Here is a 21,064-nt window from a genome sequence, read left to right as displayed (position 1 = left end):
ATACTTGGCAGACTCAGCGCTTGCTCGACATGCTTGATCAGGGCGATCTGAAAATAGATATCGCGGCCGTCTACCCGCTTGAACAGGGCGCACAGGCGCACAAAGCGTTAGAAACAGGTCATACACGTGGTAAGCGTGTGTTGGAAATGCCCTCGGCTTAGCTATTCACCCCGGGGGAGCGCTTTGTCGTAGGCGCTGAACCAATGATACTGCATGAGGTCGAATGGACGATTGGATGCTGCTGGCAACCTTATTTGCCACCAGCTTTTTAAGTGCGACCTTATTGCCTGGTGGCTCTGAAGCCAATCTGGTGTATTTATTAACCCAGCACTCATTCGCGGATGGGATCGTTGTGGCGATTGCCACGGTCGGCAATACGCTCGGTGGTATGACCAACTACGCCATTGGGCGTTGGCTGCCCGATTATCAACCGCGTCAATCATGGCACCGCCGAGCGCTCGCAGGGCTGCAACGCTATGGTTATGCTGCCTTGCTATTAAGTTGGGTCCCGGTTATGGGTGATCCGCTTTGCGTGGTGGCCGGTTGGCTGCGCCTTCGCCAATCTTGGTGCTGGTTGATTATCTTTGTTGCAAAAGCATCGCGCTACCTAGTGATTGTGATTTCATTTCGTTGGGTAGCCGGTTAGGAATGATTCTATGCCACGTTTATTGCTCGCCACATTTTTCTTATTATCTGTCTTGTCAGGGTGCCAACTGACTGGCTCTTCACCCACTCAAACGCCTGAGGGCATTACGTGGATCAAAACTGTCTCGCCCCCAGCGGGCAGTGCCCAAGTTCCTTATCAACAATTTGAATTAGATAATGGACTGACGGTGCTGTTACATGAGGATCACTCTGACCCTCTTGTTAACGTTGATGTGCGTTATCACGTGGGCTCTGCCCGGGAGGAGCCGGGGAAATCTGGCTTCGCACACTTTTTTGAGCATATGATGTTCGAAGGCTCAGAGCACGTAGACGATCACGGCAAGCGCATAAAAGAAGTAGGGGGCTATAACAATGGCTCAACCAACCGTGACACCACCCAGTATTACCAGACCGTGCCGGCTAACGAGCTTGAGCGTGTCCTTTGGCTTGAATCTGATCGCATGGGCTTTTTGCTCGATGCGGTCTCTCAACGCAAATTTGAAGTGCAGCGTGACACGGTGAAAAACGAACGCGCATTTCGGATAGACAATGTTCCTTATGGCCGTGTTAACGAGACGATTAATCAAGCACTCTACCCTGAGAGTCACCCTTACTCATGGCCGGTGATTGGTTACGTTGAGGATCTTAACCGTGTCGATGTCGGCGATCTCAAGCAATTCTTTCTGCGCTGGTATGGGCCGAACAATGCCACCCTCACCATTGGTGGCGACATCGATATTCAGCAAACCCTTGCTTGGGTGAAAAAATACTTTGGTGATATTCCTCAAGGCCCATCAATACCAGAGGCGAAACCTCAACCGGTCACGCTGGACGGCCCTCGCTTTGTGACATTGGAAGATAAGGTTTCGCAACCGGTATTGGTAATGACCTTTCCTACCAGTGTGCCTGAGACGGATACCACGACGCGCTTGGGCGTGCTGGCCAATGTATTGGGGCAAGGGCGTGACAGTGTGCTTTATCAATCCCTCGTGCAAACGGGGCAGCTGTTAAGTGCAGGCGCATCGCATCAGTGCGGTGAGCTGGCCTGTACGTTTGAGATCTACGGTGTCGGCCGCCAAGGCCAATCACTGGCTGAGATCCGTACCTTGTTAACGCAAACTCTGACGCAGTTTGAGGCGAAAGGAGTCAGTGACGAGGATATCGACCAAATCCAATCCATGGTGGAAGCCGATAACATCTTTGCGCTGCAAAGTGTCGACGGCAAGGTCTCACAGCTGGCCAGAGATTATACGCTCTACGGTGATGCAAACCGTATGAATCAGCGCCTTGCACGCCTTAATGCGGTGACCCCTGACAAGGTGATGGAAAGCTATCGGCAATGGATAAAAGGTCAGCCCGCAGTGAACACCAGTGTGGTCCCCGTTGGGCGGACGGATTTGGTGGCGGCGCCAGCGAATTTTATCTATCAGCGTCCAGATTATGGTCAGGTACAGACGCAAAACCCGCACGACACGTTAGCGCGACGTGATACGCCAGAAGACTTCGATCGCACCCAGATCCCGGCTCCGAATGGGAGTGTTACGGTGAATGTGCCACGCATTTATCGGGCGGACTTAGACAATGGTATTCACCTGGCAGGCACAGTGAGCCGCGAGACACCCACGGTCACCTTGCAGCTTCGTTTACCCGCCGGCACCTCGATGGAGCCTAACGATCAGCGAGGCATCGCTCACTTAACGGCCACCATGGTGACCGAGGGCGCGGCAGGTATGTCAGCCGCTGAGCTGACTCGAGCGCTAGACAAGCTGGGCAGTCAAGTCAATGTCGACGCAGACAGTTACCATACACAAATCACGGTAACATCACTGAAAAAGCATCTGGGTGAGACCCTGAAACTGGTCAATAAAACCTTGCGCGCGCCGACCTTTGCAGAAAAAGATTTTGATCGTGTTAAAACCCAGTTATTGGAGGGCATGGCCTCTCGCGCTGATGATGCCGGTTGGTTAGCTAGTCAAGCGACAAACCAGCTGTTATATCAAGATGCCACCTTCCGCGCCCCAGAGGGAGGTGTCGCGGAAGATATTGCAGCCATGACACTTGATGATGTGAAACACTTCTATCGCCAGCACTACGTATTGCAAGGCAGCCAATTGATTGTGGTGGGTGATCTTTCGCGTGAACATGCGATCAATCTCGCCAACCGGATCACGCCGTGGCAAGCGCAAACGCCACCGACGGCTCAGATGGCGCGTGCCGTTCCGAAAGACTACGACCAGGCACAAATTTGGCTGGTGGATAAACCGCAAGCCTCCCAAACCAGTATTCGTATGGTGCGCCATGGTATGCCCTACGATGCCACCGGCCCGATGTTTAAAACCCGCTTAGCCAACTTTAAYTTAGGGGGCAATTTTAATGCGCGCCTGAATCAAAACTTGCGTCAAGACAAAGGCTATACCTACGGCGCCCACAGTGGAGTGTATGGTGGTCGTCAAACCGGGACCATTGAAGTGAGTGCCGATGTGCGTGCGGATGCCAGTGCCGATGCCATTAAAGAGCTTTGGAGAGAAATGGCTCATGCACAAGAAAATGGGTTTACTGAGCAAGAGCTTGCCTATTTGCGTCAATCGAGTGGTCAGCGTGATGCGCTGCGTTATGAAACGCCATGGGAAAAAGCAGGCTTGATCGCGCATATTGAGGCCTTTGATTTAGACGACAACTACCGTGAGGCACAAAAAGCCTCATTGCAATCAATCACATTGCAACAGCTGAATGCCCAAGCGACACGTTGGTTTGATCCTAACGACTATCAAATTATTGTGGTCGGGGATGCGTCTCGCCTTAGCGATAGCTTACGTCAACTTGGCTTGCCAGTGCGCAGGTTAGCGCTTGATTATCGATAAGCCTATTTGGATAAACTTACTCCGCTGCGTGATGGCTTTTGAGCAATAGCTTGTTTATATTGACCGCCACGCAGCTTAAAAAAATAAGAGATACATTTTGACTGACTTTACCCAACGGTTAGCGCGTTTAGCGCAGAACCCAGATGCCTTAAAGGGGATTGGCCGCGGATTGGAGCGCGAGGCATTACGCATTACGCCAACAGGCCACTTAGCGCAGACGGCGCATCCAGAGACACTTGGATCGGCGCTGACACACCGTTGGATCACGACGGATTTTGCGGAATCGCTGTTGGAGTTTATTACCCCTGTTAACACGTCGGTGAAAGGGATGCTGGATGAGTTGCAGGACATCCATCGCTTTACCTATCAGCAAATGGGCGACGAACAATTGTGGCCCATGTCAATGCCATGCGTGGTGGCATCGGAAGACGATATCACCTTGGCGCAATACGGCAGCTCAAATATCGGCCGCATGAAGACTTTGTATCGCCAAGGGCTCAAGCATCGCTATGGCAGTGTCATGCAAGTGATCTCAGGAGTGCACTTTAACATCTCTTTGCCTGAGACATTTTGGCAGCATTTGTACCACTCAGACACGGTAAGCCAAGCGTCAGTCACCCAAGGGTACTTTGATCTTATTCGTAATTATTACCGCCATGGTTGGATGATCCCTTATCTATTTGGTGCGTCACCTGCTTTATGTGGCTCGTTTATCAAGCATGCGGAAAGCCAATTGCCCTTTGAGCATATGCCGTCAGGGACGTGTTACTTACCTTATGCAACGTCGCTGCGCTTGAGTGATTTGGGGTATACCAACAATGCGCAAGCGGATCTAAAAATTGGCTTTAACACCCTAGAGCAATATCTTGAAGGTTTAAGAAACGCGATTCGTACCCCCTCATACGCGTTTGCCAAGCTAGGTATTCGTGATGGCGAGACGTATCGTCAGCTCAACACCAATGTGCTGCAAATTGAAAACGAGCTATATGCCCCCATACGCCCTAAGCGGAATGCCGAAAGCGGTGAAAAGCCGACCGAAGCGCTTGAGCGAGGCGGTGTCGAGTACATCGAGGTCCGCTCTTTGGATGTGAACCCATACAGCGCGGTGGGGATTGAAGAGGATCAGATTCATTTCCTTGATCTGTTCGTCGCCTGGTGTGCCTTGTCCCCCTCTGAGCCGATGACTGATCCTGAACTCAATTGCTGGCGTGACAATTGGAACAAAATTGTACTCGAAGGTCGCAAGCCAGGGTTAACCCTGACCACAGGATGCGAAGGCGAGACCCTCACGCAAGCAGAGTGGGGATTACAAGTCATGGGTGAGCTTAAGCAGTTGGCGAAAGTGATGGATCAAGCCGTTGGGGATCATCGTTATGAGACCGTCTGTGACAAGATGATCACCTGCTTTGATAACCCAGAGCTCACACTATCTGGCCGTGTTCTCGCTGACGTGATAGCGCAAGGTGGAATTGGCGGCCTAGGGCTAAGCCTTGCGCGTGACCACAAAGCGGCGCTAGCGGAGGTGCCTTACAATATCCACAGTGATGCCGACTTTTTACAAGAAGCCAAACAAAGCGTTGCGCGTCAAAAAGCGGTAGAAGACAGTGATACACAAAGCTTTGAAGCGTTTTTGAATGCTTACTTTAAAGATGTGCCCATGGCTGAAAGCTGGTAATTGGACGGACGACGATGAGCAGGAAGCACTTTTCCCGTCATATTGGTGCACTTTTCACCGTGGTGATGGTATCAGGATGTGCCACACCACCGCCGGATAATCCCAACAACCTCTGTGCGATCTTCGACCAGCACCCCGATTGGTTTGAAGCGGCGGTGGATATGGAAGAGGAATGGGGGACGCCCATCCAAGTGGCCATGGCGTTCGTAAAGCAAGAGAGTGCATTTGTGCATGATGCCTTGCCCCCGCGTGATTATGTGTTAGGCATCTTGCCGTGGGGGCGAGTGAGCAGTGCCTATGGCTATGCGCAGGCGCAAGACCCGGCTTGGTCCGATTATCAAAAAGCCACAGATAATGGTGGCGCCCGTACTGACTTTGCCGATGCGTTACAGTTTATTGGCTGGTATACCGATGCAACCTACCGCCAACTTGGGGTGTCAAAGTGGGATGTGTATCGCCAATATTTGGCTTACCATGAAGGTAGAGGTGGATTTCAGCGCGGCTCGTTTGAGGGGAAACCTGGGTTAAAACGCGTGGCGCGCAAAGTCGAACAACAAGCAAAGGACTACGGTTGGCAGCTAAAAGGTTGCCGACAACGACTCGAGGATAATCTGAGCTGGTGGCCATTTTAAGGGTCGCCGCGAGGAACAAAGGAGGTAAGATGCCACTATTAGATAGTTTTACGGTTGACCACACGCGCATGCATGCACCGGCTGTGCGCGTTGCAAAAACGATGCAGACCCCCAGCGGTGATACGATTACCGTGTTTGATCTTCGTTTTTGTCGTCCTAACGAAGAGCACTTGACGGAAAAAGGGATCCACACGCTCGAGCACCTATTTGCTGGGTTTATGCGTAACCACCTCAACAGCGACAAGGTGGAGATCATTGATATCTCGCCGATGGGGTGTCGTACTGGCTTTTACATGAGCCTGATTGGTGAGCCCCAAGAGCCTGAGGTGGCGAAAGCATGGGAATTGGCGATGGAAGATGTGCTGGTTGTACCGTCGCAAGACAAGATCCCTGAGCTTAACGAGTATCAATGCGGGACGTATGAGATGCACTCACTTAACGAGGCGAAAGATATCGCGCGTGCCATCATCGATGCCGGGGTGACCGTGAACAAAAACGATGATCTTTCCTTACCTGAGTCCATGTTACAAACGTTGCGTGTCGACTAGCGCGTCTCTGTTTTTGAACGCTAACGGCAGCCCCTATTTGGGCTGCCGTTTTTGTTGGTATTGATGGCTTCTCCCTTTTTGTCTTGATTGCTAGATAAATGCTTGGGAAGTGTAGGCTTTGTTGCATCTTTTTTGCCTCATCAAGCACKCTTCTCGCTTTTCTCGCTGCGTCGGTGCACGGGTTTCGCTAAGCTGGCACTGATTCGGAAACAAAAGGGCTGTGGGATAAAAGTGAGTTTACGCACTAGACATCTAAATGACGCGATCCGTTTTTGCCGTTGGTTAACTGGGCTTACCTTGCTGATGGTGATGCCGAATGCCCACGGATCACTCAATGGTTTTTGGTCCTATGATGAGTATCTTGCGCTGCACCCGGAGCAAAAAAGGCTAACCACCGAATTGGATGCGCTCGTACAGCGTGATCCCGTGCCTTTTTTAGGTGCCATGGAGCCGATAAAAATCTCAGTGGTGGTGCCAGGCGAGCAAATATCCGATTACTGGCAGCGTAATGTGCGTGCCTTCGAGCGGCGGCTGAATGCGCTCAATATCCCCTATGAGCTTCAGGAAGTGACGACGCGCCCTAATACTGATATTCGTGAGCAAAGTGCCTCGTTGTATGCGGCGTTACGTGATGGTGCCGATTATCTCATTTTTACCTTGAACAGTGWGCGCCACCGTAAATTTATTAACCATGTGTTATCACAAACCAAAACCAAGCTTATTTTGCAAAATATCACCACGCCCGTAAAAGCGTGGCAAGACAATCAGCCGTTCTTATATGTGGGGTTTGATCACCAACGTGGTAGCCGTGCATTGGCAAGCTATTACCAAGAGCGATATCCTGAAGGCGTGAACTATTCGGTGCTTTATTTTTCGCAAGGTTATGTCAGTGATGCACGGGGAGATACCTTTATTGAGGCCATGAGCTCGCACGGTGATAGCAGTTTGCTGTCTGCTTATTACACCAAGGGTGATCAAGAATCGGGTTACCAAGCGGCGAAAGCGATGCTAAATAATAATCCAAAGCTCGACTTTATTTATGCGTGTGCAACCGATGTCGCGTTTGGTGCCGTCCAGGCCTTAGATGAATTAGGTCGTGATACGGTTGGGCTCAACGGCTGGGGCGGTGGCTCGGCAGAACTCGACGCGATTGCCGCCGGTCAACTCGATGTGACTGTGATGAGAATGAATGATGACACAGGTGTCGCCATGGCCGAGGCGATCAAGCGTGATATTGAGCATCAACCTGTGCCTGTGGTCTATTCTGGGCGGTTTGAAGTGGTTACTCGCTACGATGATCCTGAGCGAATAAAAGCGCTTAAAAAACAAGCATTTAGATACTCGGACTAAAAAATGGCCATATCGGGATCGCCGAAGCTGTCACTGTCTCAATTACTGACCCGTTTGATCGTGGTCTTCTTCCTCTTTGTGACGGCCGGGGTGTATATACAGAGTTATCAGCTGACGTTGGCGGGGATTAATCAAGAAATCACCCGTACCCTGACGCAGACGTCTCGTCTGCTGCAAAATGTGTTTGATAGTCGCTTGACCTCGTTGCAAATTCATCAAAATACCAATGCCGCGAGTATGACATTGCAATCAATGGTGGCGAATGAGGACAGTGCTGCCTTAGATGATTACTTTATCGAGCAAGAACAGCAAGACGTGGCCAACACCCCCGATTTTCGTTTTATCGCCAAAGACGACCGTGTGCTGTGGCATGACGGTAGCAGCCTCTTTCATGGTATTGATCGTGAGCAGTTAGAGCAGCTACGCCTCCAGTTAAGGGGGATTAATCGGTGGGCGTTAACCACCATCACCACAGAGATGGAGCAGAGCTACCTGTTAATGCGACGCACACCGATTGTGTTTCAATCGAGCGGCAAGTTGGGGGGCTACTTATATGTGGTGGTGATGCTTAATGGCAACTTCTCGTTTGTCAAAAGTTTGCAGCGCGCCAGTGGTACGCAAGCGGTGTGGTTGTCTGCCGATAACGTCACTCTCGCCTCGACGCTGAGCAGCAACGATGATATTGGCCGCGATCTCACGCTTCCCGCGCCAGGCGAGAGTCAAGCATTTCGCCACTATTTAGTGAGCCAAGCCAAGTTACGCATTGCTGGTGAGCCTTCAAAAATTACGCTGCTGTCGGCACAGCAAAACGACAATGTGGTGGCATTGCAGCGGCAAATGGGGATTAACCTGCTGCTAACCACGATGGTGATTATCGTGGCAGCGATCTGGGTTAATCGATTTGTGCAAACGCGCATCGCAGATTCACTGGAAAAGTTGATGCGTTATACCCAAGGCGCGCGCTCTCGACAGCGCACCTTGCCCTTTGCAGGATCGGATATTGAAGAGTTTAACCATATCGGTAAAACCTTGGAGTCCACGTTTGATGCCTTGTATGAAAAAGAGCGCTCACTCCAAGACCTGTTTGATTATGCCTTGTCACCCATCATCGTTTGGGACACCCACTTTGATATTACACGGATTAACCCCGCGGCCAAACTAAAGCTTAACTATGACGAGCAAATCCATGCCTCGAGTTGGCTCTACGACCAGTTTATGTGTGCGATTACCCCTCACCTACAACGCGCATTAGACGGGACGATTTTAAAAGGGGTGAATATAGAGATTGATCGTCGGGTGTATCGTTGGAATCTGGCGCCGTTAATGGTCGACAACCAAGTGAAAGCGGTGATTGGGCAGGGTCAAGAGATCACGTCATTGATCGAAGCGGAGCAGCAAAGTCAACGTGCCAAAGAGGCGGCTGAAGCCTCTGCCCGTGCTAAGTCGGAGTTCTTGGCTAAGATGAGTCAYGAAATTCGAACGCCGCTTAATGGTATCTTAGGGATTACCCAAATATTGAGTGATAAGGCAAAAGAAAAAGAGCAAAAAGATCTTTTAGGGAGTCTCTATCAAAGTGGTGAGCACTTACTAACTGTGCTAAATGATGTACTTGACCTTTCCAAAATTGAACAAGGAAAGATGACCATCGAGCACGACGACTTTTATCTGCAAGATATGGTTCGTACCGTTGAGAATATCTATACCCCGATTTGTGAGAGTAAACAGATTGCATTGACCATTGATGCCCCCGTCGCGGGTGACACCATGGTGTACTCTGATCAATCACGTCTGACTCAAATCCTGTTCAACTTGATGAGTAATGCGGTGAAGTTTACCCATGTCGGCAAGGTGGGGATGACCATCAAATTAGTCGAGTCGGGTGAGCAAACAAGCTTACATATAGAGGTCACTGACACGGGCGTGGGAATGAATCAACAAGCGCTAGCATCCTTGTTTGACCCTTTTGTACAAGCCGACTCCAGCGTCACGCGGACATACGGAGGCAGTGGCTTGGGCTTATCTATCGTGAAAAGCTTACTCGACTTGCTCGGGGGGGAGATTGATGTGACCAGTGAGCCGGAAAAAGGGAGTCGCTTTATGGTCACTGTGCCTGTGACCGTGACACACGCTAAACCCGCACAAGCCGTCGAGGCAGATCCCTTTGATCCGGCGTCTTTGGGCATTGAGCGGGTGTTGCTGGTCGAGGACAATAAAATCAATGCCATGGTGGCTCAAGCGTTTTGCAACAAATACCAGATTGATGTTGATTGGGTGAAAGATGGGGAGCAGGCTCTCGAACGTCTCCAACAAGCGCCCTATGATCTGGTATTAATGGATAATCATATGCCGAATCTTGGCGGCATTGATGCGACCAAAGCGATTCGTCATACGCTAGGGCTCCGCGTCCCCATCTATGCGTGCACGGCAGATGCGTACGGTCATGTTCATGAGGCCTTTTATCAAGCGGGTGCCGATTATGTGATTGTGAAACCCATCAAAGAGGCTAGCTTTATTGAAGCATTACGGCATTACACCTCTACGGAAAACAGCTCTTCATGATGGCAGTGGTAACGGGCGATTAGGTGATGACCTAAAAAGAGGCAAGCACAAAAAAGGTGGGGAAGGCCCCACTTTTTTGTGCGTTCATCTCATGGCTTTTTCAGGGTGCTAGTGCCGTGATATAGCTGATGCGAAGGTGCTCAACTAGCTGTTTACACTCGCTTGTGGTTGCTTGGCCGGTAATACCTTAACTTGCTTAATCATATTGTCTGCAACGTCAACAATTTCAATATGATGGCCATCAATCTCTACACTTAAGCGGTTGTTAGGAATATCTTCTAGGTGCTCGAGGATAAGGCCATTGAGGGTACGCGGCCCATCGGTTGGTAGGGCCCAATTAAGGCTCTTATTCAAGTCGCGAATATTGGCGCTGCCCTCAATCAGATAGCCACCGTCGGTCAGTGGCGTAATTTCTTCTGCCAAGCTCGGTGACAATGAGGTGGTAAATTCACCGACGATCTCTTCAAGGATATCTTCCAAGGTCACCAAACCGATCATGTCGCCATACTCGTCAACGACCAAACCAATACGTTGCTTGTTGCGTTGGAATTTCAACATCTGCACGTTCAGTGGTGTGCCTTCCGGAATAAAGTACACTTCGTCGGCGGCGCGCAGCAGTGTTTCTTTATTAAACTCGTTTTTCTCAACCATTAAGCGGTACGCTTTGCGCACGCGCAGCATGCCAACCACTTCGTCGATGGTGTCGCGATAGAGTACCATCCGTCCATGCGGAGCATGCGTGAATTGGCGCATGATCGACTTCCAGTCATCATTGATATTAATCCCGGTGATTTCATTACGCGGTACCATAATGTCATCCACGGTCACTTCTWCTAACTCAAGAATCGACAATAGCATATGCTGGTGGCGGCGCGGGATCAGACTCCCGGCCTCATTAACAATAGTGCGCAGTTCTTCGGTACTTAAGCTGTCTTTGCCATCAGCCTTGGCGCCTAACCCCAGCATCCGTAAAAAGCCATTGGTTATGAAGTTCACGAAACTGACCAACGGATAGAACACTTTCATCAGAATGGTCAGCACAAAGCTGCTGATAAAAGAGACCCGTTCCGGGTAGAGGGCGGCGAGCGTTTTAGGGGTCACCTCCGCGAAGACCAAAATCACCATGGTTAGTACCCCGGTGGCGATTGCAATACCGGCATCACCGTACAGGCGCAAACCTAAAACGGTGGCGATCGACGAGGCCAGGATATTGACCAAGTTATTGCCGATCAGGATTAGACCAATCAATCGGTCTGGCCGAGTGAGCAGTTTTTCGACCCGCTTAGCGCCGCTATGGCCTGATTTAGAAAGGTGGCGTAACCGGTAGCGGTTAATGGCCATCATGCCTGTCTCAGACCCGGAAAAATAACCGGAAATGACGATAAGCAATACCAAAAGGGAAATTAAAATTCCCGTCGATATGTCGTCCAACGAACTGTTCCTTACGTTTGTTTGAAGATCAGAGCCTACGCTCGAGTGTACACTACTGCCACGCGCCTATGGGGCTGTTTGCCCTTTGCCATATGCGCGCACTGTCTTACCCCGCGATCAGGATCTCACGGACAAAACGGCTGCCAAAATAGGCTAAAGTGAGTAGAAAGGCGCCCACAATACTAAACCAGACCACCCGGCGTCCACGCCAGCCTGATTGATAATGTCCCCAAAGGAGCACGCCATACACGACCCAAGCGGCCATTGAAAGGAAGGCTTTGTGCGCTTTCCCTTGCGCGAACATATCATCGACAAAAATAAACCCAGTCACTAAAGTGAAGGTTAATAAAACCTGCCCCACCAAAATGATGTTGAAAAGCTGTCGCTCCACCATCATTAAAGGAGGAACATTGTGATTAATGACCTGGCGTTTTTTGTGTTTGAGTTGATAATCCAACCACGCCAGTTGCAGCGCATAGAGCGTGGCGATCATCAAGGTTGAATAGGCGAACAGCGCTAAAGAAATGTGCAACAGCACTTCTGGGTGCGATTCGAGATGGGTAATAAAGGCACCGGGCAGCAGGGTCGCACTCGCCAGGTTTAGCCCAGCGAAGGCGTAAACCACCGGGAGCAAGAACCACAGCCGCAATCGAAAAATTAGCCCTGTGGTCATCATCGCAATGATAAAACTCACCAAGGAGGCGACGTTGAGCATGCTAAGATTCTGTCCTGAACCGGATAAAATCAGGTCTTTTAACAAATAAGCATGCAGCGCCAGCGCAGCCACGGCGGTGAAAAAGACCGGCTTCGCACTAATTTGATTGTTGCTGGACAAGCCGGGGATGATCTGCAAAATGGCGGCCAGATAAAGCATTGATGCGAATAAGGCTGTCAGAATTTCCATCGTCACCGATCAGTCAGTTAATCAATAAGAATGAAGGTGTGAGTATACCTTGCCTCAATCTTCGTCGCTATCGATACATGCAAGCGATGGGGGGATTGCGGTATAATCTCAGTAATTTCGCGACAGCGATTGCACCCAGATGAAAAATCATGGGCCAATAGGACGAGTGGGCGAGTAACGCATGTTTGAAAACTTATCAGAACGTTTATCCCGGACGCTCAAAAATGTGAGCGGCCGAGGTCGGTTAACGGAAGACAATATCAAAGAGACCCTACGCGAAGTGCGTATGGCGCTGCTGGAAGCCGATGTCGCGCTCCCTGTGGTCCGTGATTTTGTCAAACGCGTCAAAGAACGCGCCGTTGGCATTGAAGTGTCTAAAAGCCTGACCCCTGGTCAGGAATTTATTAAAATTGTCCAAGCCGAGCTCGAAGCGGTGATGGGCGATGCCAATGAAAAATTAGATCTTGCGGCACAGCCGCCCGCAGTGATTTTGATGGCAGGCTTGCAAGGGGCGGGTAAAACCACCAGTGTGGGCAAGCTGGGTAAGATGCTTACCGAGCAGGAAAAAAAGAAAGTCTTGGTGGTGTCAGCGGACGTTTATCGCCCTGCGGCGATTAAACAGCTGGAAACCTTGGCGGGTGAAGTCGGGGTGGATTTCTTCCCATCGAGCGCCGACCAAAACCCTGTTGATATTGCCAAAGCGGCGGTTGATCACGGCAAGTTGAAGTTCTACGACGTGGTGATTGTTGATACCGCTGGCCGCTTGCACGTTGATGACGCCATGATGGGCGAGATCAAAGGCGTTCATAGTGCGGTTAACCCAGTTGAGACCTTGTTCGTGGTTGACGCCATGACAGGTCAAGACGCCGCGAACACAGCCAAAGCGTTTAACGACGCTTTAGCACTGACCGGTGTCGTGTTGACCAAAGTCGATGGTGATGCCCGTGGTGGTGCGGCGTTATCGGTGCGCCATATTACCGGTAAGCCAATCAAATTTTTGGGTGTGGGTGAAAAAACCGACGCACTGGAGCCTTTCCATCCAGACCGGGTGGCATCCCGTATCTTGGGGATGGGCGATGTCCTGTCGCTTATCGAAGATCTCGAGCGTAATGTCGATCAAGACAAAGCCGAGAAAATGGCCAAGAAGTTCAAGCAGAAGAAAGGCTTCGATTTGGCCGATTTTCGTGATCAGCTTGAGCAGATGAAGGGCATGGGTGGCATGATGGGCATGATGGATAAGCTGCCTGGGATGTCGAATGTGCCCGACAACGTGAAAGATAACGTTGATGACAAAATGTTCTTGCAAATGGAAGCGATCATCAACTCAATGACACCGCGTGAGCGCCAGCGTCCAGAAATCATCAAAGGGTCGCGTAAAAAGCGGATTGCTGCAGGTTCAGGTACGCAAGTGCAGGACGTGAACCGTTTGCTTAAGCAGTTTACCCAAATGCAGAAAATGATGAAGAAGATGCAAAAAGGCGGCATGCGCAACATGATGCGCCAAATGAAAGGCATGATGCCTCCGGGTGGTGGTCCAGGTGGGCCTGGCGGATYCATGGGCTAATCAGATAGCGGACTTGCCTGTCAGCCCAGTGCTGGCAGGCAGATCAACTCGCTGTGAGGCTTGGGACAACTGGTGGAAATTTGACTAAACCAGTTGCATTCACAGCAATAAAGAGTAAAATTCCCGAGCTTTATTTTGGCACGAGGCCCCGCATTGCTGACGCGAAACGGGGCCAATTTTATTAAGTAATGCAAATGAGGACGATATGGTAACCATTCGTTTGGCACGTCATGGCGCGAAAAAACGCCCATTTTATCAAATCGTTGTAGCTGACAGCCGCCAGGCGCGCGACGGTCGCTTCATCGAGAAAATCGGTTTCTTTAACCCTGTTGCTCAAGGCCAGGAAGAGAAACTACGCCTTGACCTGGATCGTGTGAACCACTGGGTTGGCGAAGGCGCAACGGTTTCTGACCGTGTGGCTAAGCTAGTCAAAGACGCCGCGAAAGCAGCGTAAGTCTCCAGTGTCAGGGTTAAAAGAAGAAATGAGTGAGCAAGATACTATCGTGGTTGGCAAGCTAGGCGCGTCATACGGTATTCGTGGCTGGCTCAAGATTTTTTCTTACACTGAAGAAGCTGAGAGCATTTTTGCCTACTCACCTTGGTATATCCAGGTGCGTGGCGAGTGGCAACGTTTTGAGTTAGAAGACTGGAAACGCCACAACAAGGGGTATGTTGCCAAGCTCAAAGGGCTGGATCAGCGCGAAGATGCGCAGATGCTGACCAATGCTGAGATTGCAGTCGGGACTGAGTCGCTGCCTGCTTTGTCAGATCAAGAGTTTTATTGGCGTGAGCTGTTTGGCATGGACGTGGTGAATGCAAAAGGCTACCACCTCGGTACGGTGACTGACATGCTCGAAACCGGCTCGAACGACGTACTTGTCGTCAAAGCCAACCTCAAAGATGCTTTTGGCAAAAAGGAACGCTTAATTCCGTTCCTTGAAGAGCAGGTTATCAAGTCAATTGATCGCACTGCTCAACGGATCGAAGTTGACTGGGATCCTGGTTTTTAAACTCCAACAGTAAGCGAGCGGAAATATGTGGGTTGGCATTATTAGCCTGTTTCCTGAAATGTTCCGAGCGGTCACTGATTTTGGAGTCACGGGCCAAGCGGTAAAAAAAGGGCTGTTAAACGTCGAAACGTGGAATCCGCGTGATTTCACCCACGACAAACACCGCACGGTTGATGATCGACCCTACGGCGGTGGCCCCGGTATGTTGATGATGGTTGAGCCGTTGCGCGATGCTATTCACGCTGCCAAATATGCCGCAGGCGATAAAGCGAAAGTGGTTTACCTCTCTCCGCAAGGGCGCAAGCTCGACCAAGCGGGGGTTGAATCACTGGCGAGCAATGACAAACTTATTTTGATTTGCGGCCGGTATGAAGGGGTAGATGAGCGCATTATTCAAACCCATGTAGACGAAGAATGGTCAGTGGGAGATTTTGTGCTCAGTGGGGGCGAGCTGCCCGCAATGACGCTGGTGGACGCGGTTGCTCGGTTTGTACCGGGTGTACTCGGCGACATGGCGTCAGCAGAGGAAGACTCCTTTGCTAACGGGTTGTTAGACTGTCCACACTACACACGTCCAGAAGTGTTAGACGGGTTGGGGGTACCAGAGGTGCTAAAATCCGGCAATCACAAGGACATTCGTCGCTGGCGATTAAAGCAATCGCTAGGTCGCACTTGGCTACGACGACCAGAGCTCCTGGAAAACCTAGCTCTGACTGACGAACAGGAATCACTACTTGCCGAGTTCATAAAAGAACACCGTGCAAGTGCCGAATCAAATTGAGTTTCAGTTTATTCTAGGGTTATAAACAATGAGTAACATCATCAAGCAGCTCGAAGAAGAGCAAATGAAAAAAGACCTGCCTGAGTTTCAAGCAGGTGACACTGTCCTGGTACAGCTTAAAGTAAAAGAAGGTAACCGTGAGCGTCTGCAGCCATATGAAGGTGTGGTTATCGCTAAGCGCAACCGTGGTCTACACACTGCATTTACCGTACGTAAAGTATCAAGCGGTGAAGGTGTAGAGCGTACTTTCCAAATCCATTCGCCAGTTATCGACAGCATTACTGTTAAACGTCGCGGTGCAGTACGTCGTGCCAAACTGTACTACCTGCGTGAGCGTTCTGGTAAGTCAGCTCGAATCAAAGAGCGTCTTAACAAGAAGTAATCGCCCTCGGCGTTTATTGCTCAAAAAGYCCGTCCACTTGGACGGGCTTTTTTAATGTCCTCAACCGCTCAACCGTACTTACAACCGTTTACTCGCCCATGCGACCACTCACCGACAAAGCAGATGAATGTGGCGGCTATGTCGGCAAAATGGCATCTGTACCCTACTAAAAGACTGGCAGCTTAGCCGCTAACGACATGGAGAACAGTGATGTCCTGGTTTTTATTATGCGTGGTGACCTTGATTGTGGGCTACTTCACTTACGGCACCTTTATTACCAAAATTTTTGGGCCTAAGCCGCAAAAAGCGACACCGGCCATGAGCATGAGCGACGGCGTGGATTATGTGCCGCTGTCGGACAAAAAAATTTACCTGATTCAGCTTTTAAATATTGCTGGATTAGGCCCCATCTTCGGCCCGATTCTCGGTGCCTTGTACGGTCCTGTGGCCATGTTATGGATTGTATTTGGCTGCATTTTTGCGGGGGCCGTGCATGACTACTTCTCGGGCATGTTGAGTGTTCGCGCCAATGGGGCCTCCGTGCCTTCTGTGGTCGGTGAGCATCTGGGTAACTTCGCTAAACATTTTATGAACTTCTTTGCGGTGTTGCTCTTGATGTTGGTGGGCGTGGTATTTGTACTCGGTCCCGCCAAGTTGTTAGGTAGCCTGTCAGAAATGAGCGTGGCGATGTGGGTGGGGATTATCTTTGCCTATTATGTGCTGGCGACAGTGGTACCTATTGATAAAATTATCGGCCGTTTTTATCCCGTGTTTGGTGCCTTGCTTGTTTTTATGTCGGTGGGCTTGATTATCGGCTTGGCTGTGAGCGATCACAGCTTCTACAGCCAAGGGCTAGACTTTGCGACTAACTTCCACCCAACCGACCTACCACTGTGGCCATTGCTGTTTATTACTATCGCTTGTGGAGCAGTATCCGGCTTCCACGCCACCCAGTCGCCATTGATGGCGCGCTGCATGCAAAACGAGAAGTCAGGGCGTTTTATCTTTTATGGCGCGATGATCGGTGAAGGTGTGATTGCGCTTATCTGGTGCAGCCTGGGCTTGAGCTTCTATGAATCCAGTGAGGCGCTTAATCAAACGCTGGCCAACGGTGGTCCGGCTGCGGTGGTGCATGAGGTTTCCACCTCACTACTTGGCACCGTCGGAGGCATTATGGCGGTCTTGGGGGTGATTGTGCTGCCGATTACCTCGGGTGATACCGCCTTCCGCTCTGCGCGTCTGATTATCGCCGATTTTCTGAAAATTCAGCAAAAACCGATGGTGAAGCGCCTGATGATTGCGATCCCCATGTTTGTGGTCGGTTTTTTGATCACCAAAGCGGAGTTTGGCGTGATTTGGCGTTACTTCGGCTGGGCCAACCAAACTACCGCGATGATCATGCTATGGGCCGCGGCAGCTTATCTGATTAAACGCGATAAGTTGCACTGGGTATGCACCATTCCGGCAATGTTTATGACTGCGGTGACCGTTACGTACTTGGCTAATGCTGAAATCGGGTTTAGCCTACCGATGAATATCGCCACCATCATCGGTGTGGGGGCAACAATCGCTGCCACGATTGCTTTCTTTGTGGGGTATAAGCCTAATCCACAACTGATCGCGGATGAGAAGTGATTGCCACGCCATCAGGGCCTGCCGCCTTGGTTAGCGTCGATTGATTGTTATCTAAATGATTGGTCTTACGGCAATATCTGCGCAAATACGCTAAGATCTAAGCCTCAGCTTTTGCTGGGGCTTTTTTACGTAGGGTGAGGGGTAAGCATGATAAAAACATTTTTTTCATTATGGGTTGTCGCATTGTTGGTCGGATGCGCCGCATCGACCACCCAGGGCTTGGTCGGTGAACAGAACTGGTATGGGCTTGGTGAACAAGACGGGCAGCGGGGGCTGCCTCAGCGCTCACTGAAAAATTTGCAGACTCTAGCCAGTCAAGCCGGTGAGCGCATGAACGCCAATTATCTCGATTATGAACAAGGCTATCTTCAGGGTATAGATGCCTACTGCGATCCTACCCATGCTTACCAATTAGGGTTGGATGGCAATCCCTATATGGGTGTGTGTGAAAGTCGTCCTGGCTCTCAGCGCTTTAGAATGGAATGGCAGCGCGGCTATAACGACTTTCAAAACCAAGCCAACGGGCTTTTTTACTAGCGCCCGGTAAGCGCGGGGGTTACTGGCATAGCCCGAGCTTATCTTTTAATGATTTGAGATAACGACGGCTGACAGGCACCACATACGCAGATGTGGTGACCACTTCGGCAAGGCCATTATCGAGCAGCTGGATTTCGCGGATAGCAGCAGGGTGTACCAAGTATTGCCGATGACAGCGTATCAGTGGTGTTTTGTCTTCCAGAACTTTGAGTGATAGGTGCGTGGTAGACTCGCCTTTTGCGGTGAGCAGTGCGACGCCACTTAAGGCGGTACGCGCGACCTCGACCTCCTGGTGTGGGATCAGAGTAATCCGGTTATGTCCGGCGCAAGGGAGTAAATCCAACGTGGGCGTGATCACTTGGTAGTCGTGTTTCTGGCTCAGCTCGCGTGTGAGCTTTTCCAGTGATTTTTTCAACCTCTCAGTCTCAACGGGTTTGAGCAAATAGTCGAACGCATTCTCCTCAAACGCTTGTACCGCGTATTCATCATAAGCGGTGACAAAGACCACTTTAGGCATGGTGTCGGGGTCGAGCATCGCGAGAAGCTCTAAGCCGGTCACGCGTGGCATCTGAATATCTAAAAACACCACATCGGGGCGGCTTTGGTTGATGGTTTTTAGTGCGTCGATAGCATTGTTGCACTGTCCAACCACCTCAACGCCGCCAAGCGCGAGTAGCTCATCTTCCAAGGCTTCTCGAGCGTGCAGTTCATCATCAACAATCAGTGCCTTTATCATGCCTGTCTCTCCTTGTTGGGCGTTTGATAAGTTAAGGGGAGGGTTACGGTCGCCCGCGTCCACACATCGGGCTGACAGGTCATTTTTAGCGCATATTGGCCACCAAACAGACCGCGCACACGTTTATCAACGATCCGCATCCCGAGCCCTGAGTGCTGTGCCGCTGGTTGATAAAGCCCAGCATTGTCTTCCACTTGTAAATACAGGCATTCGCCTTCTTGCCAGCCACGGATCACAATTTTACCGTCTGCCATCAATTGGCTGATCCCATGTTTCACCGCGTTCTCAACCAAAGGTTGTAAGGTAAAACTTGGGATCACCGCGTGCAAGATAGCCGGATCAATCTGCTTCTCTACACTCATACGATCGGCAAAGCGGGCATGTTCGAGTTCTAAATACGCGTCAAGATGATTCAACTCTTGCTCAAGCGACACCGTCTCGCGATTTTGCTTGAGGTTACTGCGAAAGAAGGTGGATAAGTGCTGGATTAACTGGCGAGCACGTTCCGGCTCACGTTTGACCACTGCACTAATGGTATTTAAGGCATTGAACAAAAAGTGCGGATTCACTTGGGCGCGTAATAAGTTTAACTCAGCTTGGGTGAGCAAGCTTTGTTGACGCTGATAACGGCCCGTCAAAATCTGGTTGGAGAGTAATCGTGCGATCCCCTCACCCATGGTGACATTGATTGCTGAGAAGAGCTTACGTTTCGGCTCATAGAGTTTCACCGTGCCCAGCACGTAACCATCGCCCCCGCGTAGCGGGATCACCAAGACGGAGCCGAGCTTACAATAAGGCGACAATGAACAGCAGTAGGGCGTGTCGGCACCATCAATATAAATTAATTGATCATCGGCAATCGCCCGACGGGTGTAATCTGAGGCAATGGGTGTACCTGGCAGGTGATGATCATCGCCAATACCAGTAAAGGCGAGGATTTTTTCCCGATCGGTAATTGCGACGGCGCCGACACCGGTCTCTTGCTGAATAATAGCGGCGACCTGTTCACTGCTTTGCTGATTAAAGCCGCTACTTAAAATACCGACCGAACGTTCAGCAATTTTTAGCGCCTTACTGGAAAACGCCGCTGAATAGCGCTCGAACAGGGTTTTTCGGTCGACAATAATGCTCATAAACATCGCGGCGCCGACTGAGTTAGCGATCACCATGGGCGCCGCAATCGCACTGACCAACTCGTATGCACGGCCAAAGGGCTCTGCCACCGCGAGAATGATGGCCATTTGCACCAGCTCGGCGACAAAGGTCACCCCCAACACCACGGTAGGAGAAAACAAACGGCTGGTTTGGTTGCGGGACACTAAGTAGCGGTGCATTAAGCCACCAATCAAGCCTTCGGCAGTGGTAGAAATGGCGCAAGCGAGATCGGTAAAACCGCCTAAGCTATATCGATGCAAGCCACCGGTTAGCCCAATCAAAAAACCTACGACCGGGCCGCCCAGTAAGCCGCCCATCACTGCGCCGATAGCACGGGTGTTGGCAATTGCGTCTTGGATACTTAAACCAAAATAGGTGCCGAGAATACAAAACCCAGAGAAGAGGAAGTAACAAACGACCTTATGCGACAGTCGCCCAGAGATGCTCAGCAGCGGCATAAACGCCGGCGTTTTACTCAGCAAATAGGCGATCACCAGATAAACGCTCATTTGCTGCAAGAGGGAAAGAACCAGGGCCATAACCAACCACACAAAAATCACGGATAGGTTATAGTAACGGTTGGCCGTTTAAGACTCTATGATAATCTTGTTTGTAAATTTTAGTTTACATAGTAAATAAAATAATACACTCAATATTGC

19 protein-coding genes are annotated in these 21,064 nt (G+C 50.6%); 15 read left to right on the top strand and 4 right to left on the bottom strand.

Features of this window, described 5'->3' with window-relative positions; translation table 11 throughout:
* The first annotated feature begins 20 nt into the window (after positions 1 to 20).
* From BZG14_RS11020 to BZG14_RS10985, 8 genes are all read left to right on the top strand, one after another.
* Positions 21 to 161, top strand: coding sequence for a zinc-binding dehydrogenase (locus BZG14_RS11020; RefSeq protein ID WP_274532399.1), 141 nt, complete (start codon positions 21 to 23; stop codon positions 159 to 161).
* Between the two features lie 62 nt (positions 162 to 223).
* A complete protein-coding gene (locus BZG14_RS11015; RefSeq protein WP_077458984.1) occupies positions 224 to 646 on the top strand; it encodes a YqaA family protein in 423 nt (140 codons plus the stop codon).
* Positions 647 to 656: 10 nt separating this feature from the next.
* On the top strand, positions 657 to 3,506 hold the full coding sequence (locus BZG14_RS11010) for a M16 family metallopeptidase (protein WP_077608743.1): 2,850 nt from the start codon (positions 657 to 659) through the stop codon (positions 3,504 to 3,506).
* Between the two features lie 97 nt (positions 3,507 to 3,603).
* A complete protein-coding gene (gene gshA / locus BZG14_RS11005) occupies positions 3,604 to 5,181 on the top strand; it encodes a glutamate--cysteine ligase (RefSeq protein ID WP_077608742.1) in 1,578 nt (525 codons plus the stop codon).
* A gap of 14 nt (positions 5,182 to 5,195) precedes the next feature.
* Entirely contained in the window at positions 5,196 to 5,813 is a 618-nt protein-coding gene (locus BZG14_RS11000) for a transglycosylase SLT domain-containing protein (RefSeq protein WP_077608741.1), read from the top strand.
* 29 nt (positions 5,814 to 5,842) lie between these two features.
* Positions 5,843 to 6,361 carry an S-ribosylhomocysteine lyase gene (gene luxS, locus BZG14_RS10995; RefSeq protein ID WP_069363481.1) on the top strand — a complete coding sequence of 173 codons (519 nt, stop codon included), beginning with the start codon at positions 5,843 to 5,845 and terminating at the stop codon, positions 6,359 to 6,361.
* 303 nt (positions 6,362 to 6,664) lie between these two features.
* Complete coding sequence (locus BZG14_RS10990; protein ID WP_077608740.1) at positions 6,665 to 7,711, top strand: substrate-binding domain-containing protein; 1,047 nt, start codon at positions 6,665 to 6,667, stop codon at positions 7,709 to 7,711.
* Between the two features lie 3 nt (positions 7,712 to 7,714).
* Positions 7,715 to 10,270, top strand: a complete 2,556-nt coding sequence (locus tag BZG14_RS10985; RefSeq protein ID WP_077608739.1) for a LuxQ periplasmic sensor domain-containing protein — start codon at positions 7,715 to 7,717, stop codon at positions 10,268 to 10,270.
* A gap of 144 nt (positions 10,271 to 10,414) precedes the next feature.
* Here the strand turns inward: BZG14_RS10985 and BZG14_RS10980 are convergent, their stop codons facing one another.
* Entirely contained in the window at positions 10,415 to 11,701 is a 1,287-nt protein-coding gene (locus BZG14_RS10980; RefSeq protein ID WP_077608738.1) for an HlyC/CorC family transporter, read from the bottom strand.
* A gap of 106 nt (positions 11,702 to 11,807) precedes the next feature.
* Entirely contained in the window at positions 11,808 to 12,605 is a 798-nt protein-coding gene (locus BZG14_RS10975; protein ID WP_077484426.1) for a cytochrome C assembly family protein, read from the bottom strand.
* A 181-nt stretch (positions 12,606 to 12,786) separates the two neighbouring features.
* On the opposite strand from BZG14_RS10975, the gene ffh reads away from it, so the two are divergent.
* The 7 genes from ffh (at position 12,787) to BZG14_RS10940 (ending at position 18,514) form a co-directional block, all read left to right on the top strand.
* Complete coding sequence (ffh, locus tag BZG14_RS10970; protein WP_077608737.1) at positions 12,787 to 14,169, top strand: signal recognition particle protein; 1,383 nt, start codon at positions 12,787 to 12,789, stop codon at positions 14,167 to 14,169.
* Between the two features lie 205 nt (positions 14,170 to 14,374).
* Complete coding sequence (rpsP, locus tag BZG14_RS10965; protein WP_069363486.1) at positions 14,375 to 14,623, top strand: 30S ribosomal protein S16; 249 nt, start codon at positions 14,375 to 14,377, stop codon at positions 14,621 to 14,623.
* Positions 14,624 to 14,651: 28 nt separating this feature from the next.
* Complete coding sequence (rimM, locus tag BZG14_RS10960) at positions 14,652 to 15,179, top strand: ribosome maturation factor RimM (protein WP_069363487.1); 528 nt, start codon at positions 14,652 to 14,654, stop codon at positions 15,177 to 15,179.
* Between the two features lie 25 nt (positions 15,180 to 15,204).
* Entirely contained in the window at positions 15,205 to 15,960 is a 756-nt protein-coding gene (gene trmD / locus BZG14_RS10955) for a tRNA (guanosine(37)-N1)-methyltransferase TrmD (protein ID WP_069363488.1), read from the top strand.
* A 28-nt stretch (positions 15,961 to 15,988) separates the two neighbouring features.
* Positions 15,989 to 16,342, top strand: a complete 354-nt coding sequence (gene rplS / locus BZG14_RS10950) for a 50S ribosomal protein L19 (protein WP_046074125.1) — start codon at positions 15,989 to 15,991, stop codon at positions 16,340 to 16,342.
* Between the two features lie 210 nt (positions 16,343 to 16,552).
* Entirely contained in the window at positions 16,553 to 17,977 is a 1,425-nt protein-coding gene (locus tag BZG14_RS10945) for a carbon starvation CstA family protein (protein WP_077608736.1), read from the top strand.
* A 147-nt stretch (positions 17,978 to 18,124) separates the two neighbouring features.
* A complete protein-coding gene (locus BZG14_RS10940; RefSeq protein WP_077484434.1) occupies positions 18,125 to 18,514 on the top strand; it encodes a DUF2799 domain-containing protein in 390 nt (129 codons plus the stop codon).
* 19 nt (positions 18,515 to 18,533) lie between these two features.
* On the opposite strand, the gene btsR is transcribed toward BZG14_RS10940, so the two are convergent.
* Together btsR and BZG14_RS10930 are read right to left on the bottom strand one after the other, a co-directional pair.
* A complete protein-coding gene (gene btsR, locus BZG14_RS10935) occupies positions 18,534 to 19,250 on the bottom strand; it encodes a two-component system response regulator BtsR (RefSeq protein WP_077484436.1) in 717 nt (238 codons plus the stop codon).
* Positions 19,247 to 20,944, bottom strand: a complete 1,698-nt coding sequence (locus tag BZG14_RS10930) for a sensor histidine kinase (RefSeq protein WP_077608744.1) — start codon at positions 20,942 to 20,944, stop codon at positions 19,247 to 19,249. Before BZG14_RS10930 ends, btsR begins: the two co-directional genes overlap by 4 nt.
* Positions 20,945 to 21,064 lie beyond the last annotated feature (120 nt).

This window comes from Salinivibrio sp. IB282, from assembly GCF_001995685.1.
In the GTDB taxonomy this organism is placed as follows: Bacteria; Pseudomonadota; Gammaproteobacteria; order Enterobacterales; family Vibrionaceae; genus Salinivibrio; species Salinivibrio kushneri.
The sequence above is the reverse complement of the archived record's forward strand: the minus strand, read 5'-3'. Positions and strand labels throughout refer to the sequence as shown.

What these genes read in the sequence shown, in the direction of transcription:
- BZG14_RS11015 (WP_077458984.1), top strand. Translation starts at nt 224, where the DNA reads ATGGACGATTGGATGCTGCTGGCAACCTTATTTGCCACCAGCTTTTTA.
- BZG14_RS11000 (WP_077608741.1), top strand. Translation starts at nt 5,196, where the DNA reads ATGAGCAGGAAGCACTTTTCCCGTCATATTGGTGCACTTTTCACCGTG.
- luxS (WP_069363481.1), top strand. Translation starts at nt 5,843, where the DNA reads ATGCCACTATTAGATAGTTTTACGGTTGACCACACGCGCATGCATGCA.
- BZG14_RS10975 (WP_077484426.1), bottom strand. Translation starts at nt 12,605, where the DNA reads ATGGAAATTCTGACAGCCTTATTCGCATCAATGCTTTATCTGGCCGCC.
- rpsP (WP_069363486.1), top strand. Translation starts at nt 14,375, where the DNA reads ATGGTAACCATTCGTTTGGCACGTCATGGCGCGAAAAAACGCCCATTT.
- rimM (WP_069363487.1), top strand. Translation starts at nt 14,652, where the DNA reads ATGAGTGAGCAAGATACTATCGTGGTTGGCAAGCTAGGCGCGTCATAC.
- trmD (WP_069363488.1), top strand. Translation starts at nt 15,205, where the DNA reads ATGTGGGTTGGCATTATTAGCCTGTTTCCTGAAATGTTCCGAGCGGTC.
- rplS (WP_046074125.1), top strand. Translation starts at nt 15,989, where the DNA reads ATGAGTAACATCATCAAGCAGCTCGAAGAAGAGCAAATGAAAAAAGAC.
- BZG14_RS10945 (WP_077608736.1), top strand. Translation starts at nt 16,553, where the DNA reads ATGTCCTGGTTTTTATTATGCGTGGTGACCTTGATTGTGGGCTACTTC.
- BZG14_RS10940 (WP_077484434.1), top strand. Translation starts at nt 18,125, where the DNA reads ATGATAAAAACATTTTTTTCATTATGGGTTGTCGCATTGTTGGTCGGA.
- btsR (WP_077484436.1), bottom strand. Translation starts at nt 19,250, where the DNA reads ATGATAAAGGCACTGATTGTTGATGATGAACTGCACGCTCGAGAAGCC.
- BZG14_RS10930 (WP_077608744.1), bottom strand. Translation starts at nt 20,944, where the DNA reads ATGGCCCTGGTTCTTTCCCTCTTGCAGCAAATGAGCGTTTATCTGGTG.